This window comes from Rhodococcus sp. UNC23MFCrub1.1 (assembly GCF_000686025.1).
GTDB lineage: Bacteria > Actinomycetota > Actinomycetes > Mycobacteriales > Mycobacteriaceae > Rhodococcoides.
In genome coordinates this window covers 221257-236937 of sequence record NZ_JMLQ01000003.1, presented here as the reverse complement: position 1 = coordinate 236937, position 15681 = coordinate 221257, and the positions used below count along the sequence as shown (strand labels likewise).

Annotated in this window: 15 protein-coding genes; 8 read left to right on the top strand and 7 right to left on the bottom strand. The window is 70.1% G+C overall.

Annotated features, from left to right (window positions below; all coding sequences use genetic code 11):
* Positions 1-17: 17 nt before the first annotated feature.
* Positions 18-1781 (bottom strand): DEAD/DEAH box helicase, encoded by a 1764-nt coding sequence (locus tag BR07_RS0109055; RefSeq protein ID WP_027505175.1) that lies wholly within the window; start codon positions 1779-1781, stop codon positions 18-20.
* A 52-nt stretch (positions 1782-1833) separates the two neighbouring features.
* Between BR07_RS0109055 and BR07_RS0109050 the strand changes: the two genes are divergently transcribed.
* A complete protein-coding gene (locus tag BR07_RS0109050) occupies positions 1834-2007 on the top strand; it encodes a hypothetical protein (RefSeq protein WP_155956976.1) in 174 nt (57 codons plus the stop codon).
* Positions 2004-3146, top strand: a complete 1143-nt coding sequence (locus BR07_RS23930) for a YihY/virulence factor BrkB family protein (protein ID WP_081821180.1) — start codon at positions 2004-2006, stop codon at positions 3144-3146. The genes BR07_RS0109050 and BR07_RS23930 overlap by 4 nt, the downstream gene beginning before the upstream one ends.
* Here BR07_RS23930 and BR07_RS0109040 read toward each other — a convergent pair.
* A complete protein-coding gene (locus BR07_RS0109040; RefSeq protein WP_027505173.1) occupies positions 3119-3355 on the bottom strand; it encodes a DUF3039 domain-containing protein in 237 nt (78 codons plus the stop codon). The two genes, BR07_RS23930 and BR07_RS0109040, sit on opposite strands and share 28 nt — an antisense overlap.
* Positions 3356-3449: 94 nt before the next feature.
* On the opposite strand from BR07_RS0109040, the gene BR07_RS23925 reads away from it, so the two are divergent.
* The 3 genes from BR07_RS23925 (at position 3450) to BR07_RS0109025 (ending at position 6545) form a co-directional block, all read left to right on the top strand.
* Positions 3450-3851, top strand: coding sequence for a DUF3099 domain-containing protein (locus tag BR07_RS23925; RefSeq protein WP_051613200.1), 402 nt, complete (start codon positions 3450-3452; stop codon positions 3849-3851).
* A gap of 87 nt (positions 3852-3938) precedes the next feature.
* A complete protein-coding gene (locus tag BR07_RS0109030) occupies positions 3939-5429 on the top strand; it encodes a DUF7782 domain-containing protein (protein WP_027505172.1) in 1491 nt (496 codons plus the stop codon).
* 147 nt (positions 5430-5576) lie between these two features.
* A complete protein-coding gene (locus BR07_RS0109025; protein ID WP_027505171.1) occupies positions 5577-6545 on the top strand; it encodes a sigma-70 family RNA polymerase sigma factor in 969 nt (322 codons plus the stop codon).
* A gap of 63 nt (positions 6546-6608) precedes the next feature.
* Here the strand turns inward: BR07_RS0109025 and BR07_RS0109020 are convergent, their stop codons facing one another.
* Positions 6609-9215 (bottom strand): bifunctional acetate--CoA ligase family protein/GNAT family N-acetyltransferase, encoded by a 2607-nt coding sequence (locus tag BR07_RS0109020; RefSeq protein WP_027505170.1) that lies wholly within the window; start codon positions 9213-9215, stop codon positions 6609-6611.
* 121 nt (positions 9216-9336) lie between these two features.
* Complete coding sequence (locus tag BR07_RS0109015) at positions 9337-10602, bottom strand: acetoin utilization protein AcuC (protein WP_027505169.1); 1266 nt, start codon at positions 10600-10602, stop codon at positions 9337-9339.
* Between the two features lie 162 nt (positions 10603-10764).
* Here BR07_RS0109015 and BR07_RS0109010 point away from each other — a divergent pair, with 162 nt between their 5' ends.
* On the top strand, positions 10765-11451 hold the full coding sequence (locus BR07_RS0109010; protein WP_027505168.1) for a metal-dependent transcriptional regulator: 687 nt from the start codon (positions 10765-10767) through the stop codon (positions 11449-11451).
* A gap of 48 nt (positions 11452-11499) precedes the next feature.
* A complete protein-coding gene (gene galE, locus BR07_RS0109005) occupies positions 11500-12483 on the top strand; it encodes a UDP-glucose 4-epimerase GalE (protein ID WP_027505167.1) in 984 nt (327 codons plus the stop codon).
* An 8-nt stretch (positions 12484-12491) separates the two neighbouring features.
* On the opposite strand, the gene BR07_RS0109000 is transcribed toward galE, so the two are convergent.
* The gene (locus BR07_RS0109000) at positions 12492-13562 is read right to left on the bottom strand and encodes a DUF4192 domain-containing protein (RefSeq protein ID WP_081821179.1); all 1071 of its coding nucleotides are present in this window, start codon (positions 13560-13562) and stop codon (positions 12492-12494) included.
* Positions 13563-13700: 138 nt separating this feature from the next.
* Between BR07_RS0109000 and dtd the strand changes: the two genes are divergently transcribed.
* Positions 13701-14132: a D-aminoacyl-tRNA deacylase gene (dtd, locus tag BR07_RS0108995; protein ID WP_027505165.1), complete on the top strand. Its 432-nt coding sequence runs from the start codon at positions 13701-13703 to the stop codon at positions 14130-14132.
* Position 14133: 1 nt separating this feature from the next.
* On the opposite strand, the gene BR07_RS0108990 is transcribed toward dtd, so the two are convergent.
* Positions 14134-14784 (bottom strand): trimeric intracellular cation channel family protein, encoded by a 651-nt coding sequence (locus BR07_RS0108990; RefSeq protein WP_027505164.1) that lies wholly within the window; start codon positions 14782-14784, stop codon positions 14134-14136.
* 3 nt (positions 14785-14787) lie between these two features.
* Entirely contained in the window at positions 14788-15597 is an 810-nt protein-coding gene (locus BR07_RS0108985; protein ID WP_231476267.1) for a sensor domain-containing protein, read from the bottom strand.
* Positions 15598-15681: the final 84 nt, after the last annotated feature.

Here is a 15681-nt window from a genome sequence, read left to right as displayed (position 1 = left end):
CTCGTGCAGTGCTGCGATCACCACGAACGCAGGGCCGAGATCCTCTCGGTGAGCTGCTCCGCCGTCGCGATCGCGGTGGGCGGCCCACCACAGCTCCGTCGGAGTTCGCCGTGGATGATGCCGTGGGCCTTGCCGGTGCGGTGGTGATGCATCGCCACCAGGCCGTTGAGCTCCTTGCGCAGATCTGCCAGCTTCGCGGCGTCCGCGGACCGCCCGGCGGGCGGGAGGGTGACCGGAGCCGGAGTCTCCGTGGGCGTCGCCGGGCGTGCCAGCTGCGTCTCCTGCCGTTTCCGCAACAGCGCGCGCATCTGGTCGCCGTCCAACAGGCCCGGCAGGCCGAGATAGTCCGCCTCGTCGTCGCTGCCCGAGAACGTCGCGGTGCCGAAGGAGGAGCCGTCGAAGATCACCTGGTCGAGCTCTGCGTCGGCACCGAGCGAGGTGAACGCCTTCTCCTCCTCGCCGGGCTCGTCCTTCTGCTGGTTCGCCTCGATGAGCAGGTCGTCGTCGAGACCGTCCTTCTCCCGGTGCGGCTTCCCGATGACGTGGTCGCGCTGCGCCTCGAGCTGGCTGGCCAGGTCCAGGAGCACCGGCACCGAGGGCAGGAACACGCTCGCCGTCTCACCCTTGCGGCGAGAACGCACGAAGCGCCCGACGGCCTGGGCGAAGTACAGCGGTGTGGAGGCGCTGGTCGCGTAGACGCCGACCGCGAGGCGCGGGACGTCCACGCCCTCCGACACCATGCGCACGGCCACCATCCAGGTCGACGTTCCCGCGCCGAACTCGGCGATGCGGGCCGAGGACCCGGGATCGTCGGACAGGACGAGCGTCGGGGTCTCCCCCGTCGCCGCCTCGAGGATTCCCGCGTAGGCGCGCGCGGTGGTCTGATCCGACGCGATGACGAGGCCACCCGCGTCTGGAATGCCGCCCTGACGGAGTTGGTGCAGCCGGGTGTTGGCCGCGGCGAGCACCGACGGCACCCACTCACCGGACGGGTCGAGAGCGGTACGCCAGGCCCGCGCCGTCTGCTCGGCGCTGAGCGGCTCCCCGAGACGGGCGGCGAACTCCTCGCCCGCACTGTTGCGCCAGCGTGCCTCGCCCGAGTACGCGAGGAAGACGACCGGCCGCACGACACCGTCCGCCAGCGCGTCGGCGTAGCCGTAGCTGTGGTCCGGGCGCGACCGGGGCAGGCCCTCGTCGTCCGGCTCGTAGTTCACGAAAGGAATGGGGCTGTCGTCGCTGCGGAAGGGCGTTCCCGTCAATGCCAGGCGGCGCGTCGCGTCGCCGTAGGCCTCGCGGATGCCCTCGCCCCAGCTCTTGGCGTCACCGCCGTGGTGGATCTCGTCGAGGATCACGAGCGTCTTGCGGTTCTCGGTCCGCACCCGGTGGCGGGAAGGGTGCGACGCCACCTGTGCGTACGTGACGACGATGCCGTGGAAGTCGCTGGACGTCTGCCCGGTGCTGTTGGAGAAGCGGGAGTCGAGGGCGAGTCCGACGCGCGCCGCCGCCTCTGCCCACTGGTGCTTGAGGTGCTCGGTGGGAGCGACGACCGTGACCTGGTCCACGGTGCGGTCGCTCAGCAGCTCGAGCGCCACGCGGAGCGCGAACGTGGTCTTGCCGGCTCCCGGAGTGGCGACGGCCAGGAAGTCGGTCGGACCCGCCGACAGGTACTTCGTGAGCGCTCGCCGCTGCCAGGCGCGCAGTGGCGGCAGGGCGACTCCGGCCGGCCCTGTCACAGGGAGACCTCCTGCGCTGTCGACCTTCTCGCCGATCTCGGCCGTCATGAACGGGCCTCGTCCGGCGCCGTACGTCCACCTGAAAGGATGCGAACCACCCGTGGCATGGAACTCCCGTTCGGCTCGTCGTCTCGTGTGCACATCCGTCGATCAGACTATCGCGGACGTCGGCGCGCCCACCAATGCGCACGTCGCCGCCGGTGCCCGCGACGGCGACACACCGGGCCGGGACGTGCCCGAGCGACGCCGGTGGGCCATGCTGGAGTCATCATGAGCGCACCCGCCGACAACACGTCCGATCGGGACACCGCGGCAGCGTCGACGCCCGACGGAGAGCCGGGGCCCGGTCCCGTCCCGGGACGGCCGCTGCGCACGGCCTGGCGCGTCGTCGCGAGGACGGCGGGCAAGGCGTGGGACGACTCCATCTTCGGCAAGTCCGCCACCGCCGCCTTCTGGCAGACCCTGTCGCTGCCGCCGCTGGTGCTCGCACTCCTCGGCAGCCTCACCTACATCGCGGGGTGGTTCGGACCGAACACTCTCGACATCATCGAGTCGAAGATCGTGACGTTCAGCTCCACGCTGTTCAGCGACAACGTCGTGGACGAGATCATCGCCCCCACGCTGACGGACATCCTCAACAGCGGACACGGTCCCGTCGTGTCCGTGGGCTTCCTGCTGTCGTTGTGGGCCGGCTCGTCGGCGATCTCCACCTTCGTCGACTCCATCGTCGAGGCACACGGTCAGCAGGACGCGCGCAACCCCGTGTGGCAGCGCATCTTCGCCCTGCTGCTGTACGTCGCGTTCCTGATCGTCGCGGTGTTCGTCCTGCCCCTCGTCGCGCTGGGGCCCACCATCATCGGTCGGGTGCTGCCGTCGTCGTGGTTCGAGATCGGCTCGCAGGTGATCGACATCGCGTACTACCCGGGTGTCGGACTGCTGCTCATCGTCGGCCTGACGACGCTCTACAAGGTGGCTCTGCACACCTCGCTGCCGTGGCACCGCCTGCTCGGCGGATCGCTGCTGGCCGGAGTGTTCTTCATGCTCGCGAGTGCGGTGCTGCGCACCTACCTGTCCTGGGTGACCGGAACGGGCTACACCTACGGCGCGCTCGCGGCTCCGATCGCCTTCCTGCTCTTCACGTTCTTCCTGGGATTCGCGGTGGTGCTGGGGGCGGAGTTCAACGCCACGGTCCAGGAGTTCTGGCCGGCGCGCGCCACACGCATGGACCAGGTCAAGGGATGGATCGCCGAGAAAGCAGCCGATCCGGGTGCGGGCACCGTCGGCGCTCTCGGCCGGCTGGCCACCGGCCCGATCCGCATCGCACGGTCGGATCGGGACGGCGGCGAGTCACCGGAGAAGCGTCAGGTGACGCGTGATCGGCAGGATCACTCGCCCTTGCGCAAGCCGTCGTAGACCTTCTTGCAGTCGGGGCACACGGGTGACCCGGGCTTGGCCGACTTCGTGACGGGAAAGACCTCGCCGCACAGTGCGACGACGTGGGTGCCCATCACCGCGCTCTCGGCGATGCGGTTCTTCTTCACGTAGTGGAAGAACTTCGGAGTGTCGTCGTCGGTGGTCTCGTCGGTGCTGACGTCGGGGCGTTCCTTGGTCTGCGTGCTCATGCATCGATTATGACGGTTGTTCCCGACACGCGCGTCGCACATCTCACCACCTCCGATTACTGCACACTTCGTTCAGTAGTGACACAGTGGAGTCATGGCACACGACGGCATCTCACCCCGCGACAGCGTTCGCGAGGCCGTACTGATCACCGAGGCACGAACGTCGGTCGAGGAACAGCACCGAGCGCGCGTGCGCAAATACCTCTTCATCATGTCTTTCCGTATCCCGGCGCTGGTCCTCGCGGCGCTGTCGTACGGCGCGTGGCAGAACCCGTGGATCGCCATGGCCATCGTCGGCGTGTCCATTCCTCTCCCGTGGATGGCAGTCCTGATCGCCAACGACCGACCGCCGCGGACCGCGGACGAGCCCAGCCGCTACGGCTGGCGGGCGACCGACTCCACCGCGCTGGAGGCCCGCAGCCACCCGGTGGTGAACCTCGACGAGGAACCCGATTTCGACCGCCGCGCGATCTCGAATCCGCGCGCCACGTCCTGAGACGGGTCCGTGCCGAGATCGGTCTGCTGACACACTGACGCGGTGACCGACTCGAACCACCGCACCTCGCCTCCCCCGTCCGTCCCGGTGGACGCAGACCGCCTCGTCGACCTCGCGTCCACGTTGCGGGTCGCGTTCGACCGAGCGGACTTCACCGCGGACGGGATCCTGGAGGCACTGGGCGACTCGGTCCATGCCGCGTTGGGACGTGGCGAACCCGCACCGGTGCGTCGCCGCTGCGGAGAACTCGGTCCACTCGGCACGCTCGTCCGGCTGTTCCTGCTCTCCGACGACGTGGCGATCGACGCCGCGACCACCGCCCTCGCGCCGACGACACTCGACGGGGCGGTCGCTGCGGGCCTCCTCGAGACCGGCAGCGACTCCGTGCGCAGTCTGCTCGACATCCGCCCCCTCGATCTCGGCACGGGCACGCGGTGGGTGGTGTCCGACATCGACGGCAGCATGCGCGACGTCCGTATCGGATCCGATCACGTGCTCGGCGTCGGGCACGCGTCGCTGTCGCTGGTCCGCGGGACACCCACCCGTGTCGACGGGAGTCCGCCCACCGTCCTGGATCTCGGTACCGGCTGCGGCATCCAGGCGCTCCACGCGGCGCCGTACGCTCGGTCGATCACCGCCATCGACGTCAGTGATCGGGCCATCGCCCTCACCCGCATGACGGCTGCCCTCAACGGTCTGGACTTCGAGACGATCCCGGGCTCGTGGTTCGCACCCGTCGCGGGGCGGACCTTCGATCGCATCGTCGCCAACCCGCCCTTCGTCGTCGGATCGGGCCGAGTCTCCCACTCCTACCGCGATTCCGGCCTGGACCTCGACGGTGCCAGCAGCCTCGTCGTGGGAGCGGCACCGGAGCATCTCGCACCCGGCGGGACCGCCTCGTTGCTCGCCTCCTGGGTTCACGTGGACGGTGAGGACTGGCGGTCACGGGTCGCCTCCTGGCTGCCGGACCACGGTGTCGACGCGTGGATAGTGCAGCGCGACATCGCGGACCCCGCTCTCTACGTGGGCACGTGGCTGCGGGACGGTGGACTCGATCTGAGAGACCCGGCCGTCGACGAGACGGCGACCTCCTGGCTCGATCACCTCGACGCCGCCGGCGTCACGGGTGTCGGCTTCGGCTTCGTGTACCTCCGCCGGACCGACCGGCCCACCAGCGTCCTCGCGGAGGACCTGATGCACGGGTACGAGGATCCCCTCGGCGACGAGGCACTCGACGTCCTGGACCGGGTGGACTGGCTCCGCACACACGATCTGCTCGACGAGTGTGTGGCCGTCGCCCCGACCACGGCACTCGAGGAGGTCTCCACCCCCGATCCGGCCGGTGGGTGGACCACCGTCGTACGCCGGGTCCACCGCGGCGACGGGCCCGCGTGGTCCCACGAGATCGACGCGGACGGGGCGGCACTCCTGGCCGGGATGCGCGCGGGCGGACTGACGGTCGGCGACCTCACCGAGCTTCTCGCGGCCGCACGCGGTGGGGACGCGGCGGAGCTGACGGACTCGGTCGTCGCGTTGGTCGCGGGGCTCGTCGTGCACGGGTTGGTGATCCCCACCTGAGCCGAGCAGTCGTTTCTCTCAGCAACTTCTCAGGGCTGAGGTGGTGAAACCGCAGCTCAGAGTGTTTGACGGAGGTGGGCTTCGGGAACTTTTCTGACGTGTCCCGGCGTTGTAGCCAGTGAGACACCACCGATCAGGAGGCACGTCATGACCAGCCCCACCACCATTCGCCCTCGACCGAGTGATGCCGACCTGGATGCACAGAGCCCGGCAGCGGACCTCGTTCGCGTCTACCTCAACGGCATCGGCCGCACGGCTCTGCTGACGGCCGCGGAGGAAGTCGATCTGGCGAAGAAGATCGAGGTGGGTTTGTACGCGACCCATGTGCTCGCGACCGGCAAGCGCCTCTCCCCCGCCAAGAAGCGTGACCTCGCGCTCATCGTCCGCGAGGGCCAGTCCGCTCGGGCACACCTCCTCGAGGCCAACCTCCGTCTCGTCGTCTCACTCGCCAAGCGCTACACGGGCCGCGGGATGCCGCTGCTGGACCTCATCCAGGAGGGCAACCTGGGTCTGATCCGTGCGATGGAGAAGTTCGACTACGCCAAGGGCTTCAAGTTCTCGACGTACGCCACCTGGTGGATCCGTCAGGCAATCACGCGCGGCATGGCGGACCAGAGCCGCACCATTCGTCTCCCCGTGCACCTGGTGGAGCAGGTGAACAAGCTCGCGCGGATCAAGCGTGAGCTGCACCAGCAGCTCGGCCGCGAGGCCACCGACGACGAGCTCGCCGAGGAGTCCGGCATCCCGGTCGAGAAGATCGCGGATCTGCTCGACCACAGCCGAGACCCGGTGTCGCTCGACATGCCCGTGGGCAGCGACGAGGAGGCACCGCTGGGCGACTTCATCGAGGACTCGGAGGCCACGTCCGCCGAGAACGCCGTGATCGCCGGGCTGCTGCACACCGACGTGCGCAGCGTGCTCGCCACGCTGGACGAGCGTGAGCAGCAGGTCATCCGGTTGCGCTACGGCCTCGACGACGGTCAGCCGCGCACCCTCGACCAGATCGGCAAGCTGTTCGGCCTCTCGCGTGAGCGCGTACGCCAGATCGAGCGTGAGGTCATGGGCAAGCTGCGTCAGGGCGACCGCGCCGAGCGACTGCGGTCCTACGCCAGCTGATCGTCCCCCGCATCACGAGACAGGCCCCCGGCTCTCGCCGGGGGCCTGTTGTCGTTCACGGGCTCAGCGCAGGCGGCGGGGGCCCAGATCGATACGGCTGGGCTCGGGCCCGATGCGGATCCGTGCGTCGGTGGTCTCCGCGCCACTCGGTGACGCGAGGACCGGGTCGCACACCAGCTCGCGCACCTCGGACAGATCGTCCGCCAGTGTGGAGACCCGGAGCACGACGTCCACCAGCGCGCCCTTGTTCACCGGGGACGCGGTGCGGTACCCCCACAGCATCGGCGCGGCCCGCGGCGCGTCGATGAGCTCCGCGGCTTCCCTCTCGGTGAGTGGGAGCACACGGTACGCCCTGTCTCCCAGCAGATCCGACATGATGCCGGACAGCCCGAACGACACCAGTGAGCCGAACGACGGATCGTCCTGGACCCGCACCAGGCACCCGATCCCCTTGGTCGCCATCCGCTGCACCTGCATCACCGGGGTGCCCGATGCCTCGAACAGATCCCGGTACGCGCGGGCGACGGCGTCCGGCCCCACGACGTCGAGGCGGACTCCGCTCAGGTCGGGGCGGTGTCGCCACTGATCGCCGGTGGCCTTCACCGCGACGGGTCCTCCCAGCTCGCGGGCCGCCTCCACCGCCTCGGCCTCGTCCGTCACCGTGCGGAAGGCGGCGATCTCCACGCCGTAGCACCGCAGCAACTGCTCGGTCTCGACGTCCGAGAGCCACCGCCCCGAGGGACTGGCCGCCATCCAGCCGGCCACCAGTGCGCGCGCCGCGTCGGCGTCGACGCCGCCGGGCCGCACCACGCTGTCGGCCGGTCGATTCAGCCACGAGGCGTACCGCCACGCCTTCTGCAGCGCGTAGACCGCCCGCGCCGGGTCGGGATACGACGGCACCGATCCGCGGATCGGCGTTCCGTCGTCGCCGCGGACCGCCAGCACGTCCGGAATGCCCTCGGCGGCGAGGAAGGTCGTCAGCACCGGCTTGTCGGCGCCGCGGACCGCCGCGCCGAGTGCCTCGGCGTAGGAGGCGACACGGACGGCGACCGGAGGCACGAAGACCGCGAGAACGGTGTCCACGTCGTCCGACCGCAGCGCCGTGGTGACCGCGGCCGCGAACTCCTCGGGCGTGGCCTGCGCGCCCACGTCGACCGGGTCCGGTGCGGTCATGCCGCTGTCGCGTGCGGCGTCGACGGCGAGGACGCCGAGCGCCGTCGAGTTGCCCACCACCGCGACCCGCGGACCTGCCGGCAGCGGCTGATAACCCAGAAGGATGGCGCAGTCGAACAGTTCCGCGATCGAGTCGACCTGGATCACTCCCGCCTGCTCGAAGAGGGCACGCACGATCGTGTCGTCGATGTCCGTGCCGGTCGCCAGCGCGGGCGGCACGGCTCCGCGTCCGCTCTTGACCGCGACGATCGGCTTGGACCGCGCGACCCGGCGCGCGATGCGCCAGAACTTGCGGGCGTTGCCGAAGCTCTCGAGGTAGAGCAGGACCACCTCGGTGGCCTCGTCCTGGTCCCAGTACTGCAGCAGGTCGTTGCCGGACAGGTCGGCGCGGTTGCCGGCGGAGACGAACGTCGACAGTCCCAGGAGCCGTTTCGACGCCTGCGCCAGGATGGCGATACCCAGGGCACCCGACTGGCAGAAGAAGCCCACGCGTCCGCGACCCGGGAGGTCCGTCGCCAGCGTGGCGTTGAGGGACACCGCGGGATCGAGGTTCGCGACGCCGAGAGCATTGGGGCCGACCAGGCGCATGCCGTGTGCACGAGCGGAGTGCACCAGGCGCCGTTCGTTCGCGCGCCCGTCCTCTCCCGTCTCACCGAACCCGGACGAGACCACCACCAGCGCCTTCACGCCCTTGGCGAGACAGTCGTCGAGCACCGCGTCGATCTGGTCGGCCGGCACGGCGGCCACCGCGAGATCCACCTCGTCGGGAATGTCCCGCACCGTCGGGTACGCGCGCACTCCGCGCACCGACGTGTGTTCCGCGTTCACGGGATAGACGGGTCCGGTGAACGACCCGCGCAGCAGGTTGGTCAGCACCGCGTTGCCCACCTTCTCGGGGTCCGTCGAGGCACCGATGACGGCGACGGAGCGTGGGCCGAGCACGTTGCGGACGCTGCGGGCCTCGGCCGCGCGCTCGCGGGAGTTGCGCACCTGGACGAGCGCGTCGCTGGGATCGATGTCGAAGTCCAGGTTGAGCACGCCGCCGTCGAAGCTGCGACTGACCTGGTAGCCGGCCTGCCGGAACACGGTGACCATGTTGCGGTTCTCCGCGAGGACCTCGGCGACGAAGCGGCGCACCCCGTTCTCGGCGGCCGCCCCCGCCAGATGCTCGAGCAGGATCGGACCGAGCCCACGACCCTGGTGCGCGTCGGCGACGACGAAGGCCACCTCGGCGGAGTTGCCGTCGCCCTGCGGCAGACGCTCGTACCGGCCGACGGCGATGATCTCGTCGCCGAGCGTCGCGACGAGGGCCACCCGCGACGTGTGATCGACCGTCGTGAAGTTGAGGATGTCGCGCTTGGGCATGGTGGGGTACGGACCGAAGTAGCGCAGGTACCGCGTCCGCTCGGACAGCTTGCCGTGGAACTCGACCAGGGCGTCGGCGTCACCGGGCACGATCGGCCGCAGATGCACCACGCGGCCGTCGGACGCGAGCACGTCGGCGGCCCAGTGCCGCGGGTAGTTCTCGGCCCGCTGCCGCTCGAGCTCCTTGGGATCCGGCGGCGTCGGCGCGTCCGGTGCCGTCTGCGCTGTCGGTGTCTCGGGTGCGGGTGTCTCGTCAGTCACGCGGATCCTCCGGGTCGAGTCCCCACAGCGGGTAGACGGCGCGGCGGGTGGCCACGATGGCGGTGTCGATGCGTTGGATGGCGCGATCGACGTGCTCGACACCCGACTCCGGGGAACCACCCGGCCCGTCCCACGGCGGGTAGTCCACGTCGCCGTCGTCGCTCATCGTGGACGGCAGGTCGATGCTCGGCGCGGCGAGCCGCACCTTCTCGTGCCACTCGTCCGGAATGGACGTCGTCGGATCGAGATCGCGGTCGAGCACCGCGGCGATGAGATGGGTCCAGGCACGGGGCACCACCCGCACCAACCCGTATCCGCCACCCCCCACCGCGAGCCACCGGCCCTCACAGACCTGGTCGGCGAGGTCGCGCATCGCACGGAACGCGGCGCGCTGACCGTCCACGGTGAGTCCCAGATCGGCGAGCGGATCCTCCCGATGACTGTCCACGCCGCACTGGCTGATGATGATCTGCGGCTTGAACGCCGCCACCGCTCCGGGCACCACCGCGTGAAACGCCCTCAGCCACAACCGGTCTCCCGTGCCGGGCAGGACCGGCACGTTGACGGAGGTGCCCTCCGCGGCGTCGGCACCCACCTCGGTGGACCATCCGGTGTTGGGCCACAGCGTGGCCGGGTGCTGGTGCACCGAGACCGTCATGACGCGGGGATCGGCGAGGAACGCCGCCTGGACACCGTCACCGTGATGAGCGTCCACGTCGATGTAGGCGATGCGGTCGTACCCGTTGTCGAGCAGCCACGAGATGGCGATGGCCGCGTCGTTGTAGACGCAGAAGCCCGACGCCCAGTCCGCCATGGCGTGGTGCATGCCCCCGCCGATGCTCACCGCGCGGCGCGAGCGTCCCGAGGCGATGGCCCGCGCGGCCGTCAGGGTGCCACCCGCGATCACCGCACTGGCCTCGTGCATGTCGGGGAACACCGGATTGTCCTCGGATCCGAGACCGTGCAGCACCTCGGACGCCCGCGAACCCAGCGGCAGGTCACGCGGCGCGCGCTTGACCGCCTCGACGTACCCCGGTGTGTGCACCCGCAACAGTTCACTGTCCGACGCGACCTCCGGCGGCAGCAGTTCGGTCCCCTCGAGCAGACCGATCCCCCGTGCCAGATCCATGGTGAGTGCGAGGCGGGTGGGATTCATCGGGTGGTCGTCGCTCCACCGGTAGTTCAGGTAGTCCGCGCTCCAGACCAGAGCGGGCTGCCCCGGAGGCGACTGCGATGTCGAGGACGACTGCAGAGTCATGGCCCTCAACCTACGTGTCCGATTCGGCGTTCGTGATCGACTCGCGCACACGTGCTCGACGGGTCGTGGCAGGGCGGACACACCGCGGCTCACCACGCCGCACCTGGACCCACCGGTGAACCGTCCGTACCGGTAGAATCCACGACGACGAAGGGTGTGATTGTGAAGGATCTGGTGGACACCACCGAGATGTATCTCCGGACCATCTACGACTTGGAAGAAGAAGGGGTCGTTCCCCTGCGCGCCCGCATCGCCGAGCGCCTCGAGCAGAGCGGACCGACCGTGAGCCAGACCGTGGCTCGGATGGAGCGCGACGGGCTGCTCCTGGTCGCGGGCGACCGGCATCTGCAGCTGACGGAGAAGGGCCGTGAGCTCGCGGTCGCCGTGATGCGCAAGCACCGGCTCGCCGAGCGGCTGCTCGTGGACGTGATCGGCCTGCGCTGGGAGGACGTGCACGCCGAGGCCTGCCGCTGGGAGCACGTCATGAGCGAGGAGGTCGAACGTCGCCTCGTCGAGGTGCTGGACAACCCGACCACCTCGCCGTACGGGAACCCGATTCCCGGTCTGGCACTGCTGGGTTCGTCCCGGCCGACCGAGCAGCCGGAGGATCTGGTGCGCCTCAGCGACATCGCGCCCGGAACGCCCACCGCCGTGGTGGTGCGCCGCCTCGCGGAGTACGTGCAGTCCGACCCCGACACGATCGCGCGCCTGCGCGAGGCCGGAGTCGTCCCGGACGCGCGCGTCACCGTGTCCGTCACGCCGGGCGCGGTCACCATCACCGTGCCGGGCCACGACGACGTCGACCTGTCCGAGGAGATGGCGCACGCCGTTCAGGTCCGCACCATCTAGCTGCTCGGGTCTCACGCGGAGTTCCCAGACACAGGAATCGGAGTTCGAGTGAAGTTCGTGGTGACCGGCGGCGCCGGCTACGTCGGCAGTGTGTGTGCGGCCGTCCTGATGGAGAACGATCACGACGTCGTCGTGGTCGACGATCTGTCCACCGGCAACGCCGACGGGGTGCCCTCGGGTGCGGAGTTCGTCGAGGGCCCCGTCGCCGAGGTCGTCTCGTCCGTGCTCGGACGCGAGAAGGTCGACGGGGTCCTCCACTTCGCGGCTCAGTCGTTGGTCGGCGAGTCGGTGGAGAAGCCGGAGAAGTACTGGCGCGGCAACCTCGGTGCGGCGCTGGAACTGCTCGATGCCATCGTCGAGCACCAGGTTCCGCGCCTCGTGTTCTCCTCGACCGCCGCGACGTACGGGGAGCCCGAGCGCACGCCCATCACGGAGGACTTCCCCACTCGGCCCACCAACCCGTACGGAGCCAGCAAGCTCGCGATCGACCACGCGATCACGGGATACACCGCGGCGCACGGGTTCGGGGCGACCAGCCTCCGATATTTCAACGTGGCCGGAGCACACGCCGGTCTCGGCGAGAACCGTGTCGTCGAGACCCACCTCATTCCTCTCGTCCTGCAGGTCGCTCTCGGACACCGTGAGTCCATCTCGGTGTTCGGCACCGATTGGCCGACACCGGACGGTACGGCCGTCCGTGACTACATTCACGTCCGCGATCTGGCCGACGCGCACCTGCGCGCCCTGTCCCAGAGCGTCCCCGGGAGTCACCGGATCTTCAATCTGGGTAGTGGCGAAGGGTTCTCGGTGCGCGAGGTCATCGACGCGTGCCGCCGCGTCACCGGCGTCGACATCGCCGTCACGGACGCACCCCGGCGAGCCGGCGATCCGGCAGTGCTCGTCGCGTCGAGCGAGAAGGCCATGGCCGAGCTCGGCTGGAAGCCCGAGCTCACCGATCTCGACGTGATCGTCGCGGACGCCTGGGCGTTCCTGCAGTCTCTCGGCGACAGGGCGCACTCCGCCCGTCGCTGACCCCGGGCTCACACCGCGTCCGGCGGCAACTCGACCCCCAGGTCCTCCGCCAGTGACCGCGCGGACAGCACGAGCTCGCGCACCACGGTGGGTCGCACACCGTTCTGCAGAGCCGTGTCCAGCAGTTGCGCGAAGCGGTACTCCGGATCCGCGGTCAACGCCGTCTGCAGCGCCACCCCGGCGAGCGGTCCGTCTCCGCGCAGGTACGCCCACGCCCCCAGCATCGTCGCGGGGTGCGCTCGGTCCGGTCCGCTGACCCGCCGCGTCAGCTCGACCCACACCGCCTCGGCCGTGGGTCCCAGCGCGGTCGTCGCGAGGCCGAGAACGGCGTCCCGCACCGCGATCGTGCTGATCGCCACCATGATGCGCGCCGCCGTCAGGTGGTCGAGCTCGTCGGAGGCGCGCAGTGCCTCGAGGAAGACGACCGTGTCCGCCAGCAGGTCCGAGTGGCCGACCGGCCCGTCCTCCAGCTCGACCCGCAGTCGGCTGTTGCGGAACCGTTCGCACTCCGACTCCGGAACGGGTTGCAGCAGCAGCGCGATCTCCGACCGGGACGTGCGGATCTGCCGTCCCGCCATCACTCGAGACGCCGCGACCTGCGACGAGCCGGGATCGGGCAGCGTGCCGCACCGCGGATCACCACCCAGGCTGCGCCACCGCTGACCGACCGCCAGGTGGGACACGTGGTGCACACCGAACAGGTCGATCCCGCGCGGGTCGAGTGTGTCCCGCAGCGCATCGGCCACCACCTCGTACGGCATCGTGAACTTCGACCCGGTGATCAGCACCGCGACGACCGCGTCCAGACCCTCTCTCGTGCAGACCTCGCCGCACCGCTCGATCACGTCGGCGAGCTCGGGTGAGTCGAGCCGGTCGGAGAGGTCCTGCCGCATGCACATCTCCACGACGGTGGGGCTGCCGGTGCTGAGGCAGATGAGCACGATGGACCGTGCCGGCACGAAGCCGAGCAGGGCCGGAACGGCGGCGATGAGGTCACCCACCGACGTCACGACGGGGTGGTCCGCCGTCGTGGACGACGGGGATCGATGGCGGGGAACGGGGTACGGGCGTCGAGTCATGAGGAGGACTGTCCGCGTGCGGCCGACAGGTCCTCCGGGGTCGACCTGGGCCGATGAAACGGCCTGTGGATCGGCCCGCGCCCGGGGATGGACGCACGCGCGGCTGCCACACTCGTCAGGAGACGACGAGAGGCAACCGTGCGCGCAGTGATTCAGCGAGTGAGCGAAGCGACCGTTCGAGTCGACGGCGTGGAGGTCGGACGTATCGGCGCCGGACTCCTGGCCCTCGTCGGGGTGTCACCGTCGGACGGCGCCGCGGACGTCGAGCACGTCGCCCGCAGGATCGCGGATCTCCGCATCCTGCCGGGCGAACGATCCGTCTCGGACGATCCCGACGCAGCCGAGGTCCTCGTCGTGTCCCAGTTCACGCTGTACGGGGACACGCGCAAGGGCCGTCGGCCGTCGTGGAACGGTGCGGCGTCGGGCGACATCGCGGAACCGCTGGTCGATGCGGTGGTGGCGTCGCTCCGTGCGCGCGGCATCACGGTCGCGACAGGTGTGTTCGGCGCACACATGGCGGTGCAGTCGGTGAACGACGGGCCCATGACCGTCCTCGTCGACAGCCCCTGACTCACCGGCCTCGTCGGCGCCGCGGACGGCGCCACACCACTTCCTCCGGCAACATCCAGCCGCGACGGCGCGCGAGGAGACACAGGGCCGCGCCGACCACGGTCGCGGCGATCAGAGCTATCGTCGGTTGCCCTGCAGCCTGCACCACCACGAGGGTGGCGCTCGCGATCAGGGCGCACGACGCGTAGAGCGTGTTGCCACCGAAGATGGTGGGGATGCGCCCCACCGCGACGTCGCGGATCGCACCGCCGCCCACCGCGGTGACGGCGCCGAGCCCGATGGCCGGGAGCCACCCGAGCCCGACGCCCAGGGTCTTCTGCGCTCCCGCCGCGGCCCAACAACCGAGTGCCAGCGCGTCGACGTAAGGGAAGACGCGGTCCCACCCACGCCCTTCGAAGCGCACGGCGAACGCGACGACGGCACCGATCAGCGCCACCGTCAGATAGCGGTAGTCGGTGAGTGCGACGGGCGGCCCGGCCTGGAGCAGCGTGTCGCGGATGATGCCGCCGCCGAGCCCCGACACGATGGCGAGAACCGAGAAGCCGACCAGGTCGAAGCGGAAGGCCCGAGCGACGGCGCCGCCGAGAAGGGCGTTGGCGAAGACACCCGTGAGGTCGAGGACCCGGAACAGCTCGGGCACTGCCCATGACATGGGCTATCCCCCGGCCTTGACCTTCTGCACCGCGGCGGTGAACGTGCGGTCGAGCGTGGCGGAGTCGGGCGTCAGTTCCCCGAAGGACATGTACGTCGCCGTGACGCGGACGTCGTCGACCTGGGCGAGCAGCGACAGCATGGACTGCGTGACCTCGCCCGCCTGGCCACCGGAGGTGACGGTACGACGTAGCGCGAGGGTGTCGTCGGCACCGATGGGCGGCGGCGGGACGATGTCGGTGGTCACCAGGCTCGTCACACCGGCTGAGGTGGCCTCGACCTCGGAGCACTGCTCCCAGAGTGCCTTCCGGTCCTCCAGCGTCGTGTCCACCCGCGACAACTCGATGGAGATGGTGGCCCGGTCGTCGGGATCGGTCGCGACGAGCAGTGCCGTCGAGTCGGGATCGGACGATCGTGCCTCGGGCTTGCATCCCGTCGGTTCGACGGACGCGTCGGCCGCGATGCCGTCGAGGTCCTGAGCCGCCTGCGCCACGGCCTGCGGGGGCAACACCACGGCCTGGTACGGCGCCGTGAAGGTGCTGGGATCGAGGAGCAGGGTCGACAGCGATCCCGCCGCGTCGGGACTCGCCGAGGTGCTGGACGTAGAGCTCGACGGTGTGGTGGTGGTCGACGACGACGATCCGGGTGCACTGGACGGCGCGGCGGAGGGCGGCGGACCGCCGGCCTCCGGCGTCCCGCTCACCGTGGAGCCACCGCATCCCGCCAGCACGGCGGCGGCGAGGGCGACGAGCGCACCGGCACGCACCGCGGACACTCTGCTGGTGGCACCGGTACTCGTCGCTCGCGTCTGCATGTCTCCCCTGTCGGTGAGGTCCCCGGGCGTCCGGTGACCGTGCGTGGCCTCGACGCTGCCACACCGGCGCCCGCCCGCCCGCGG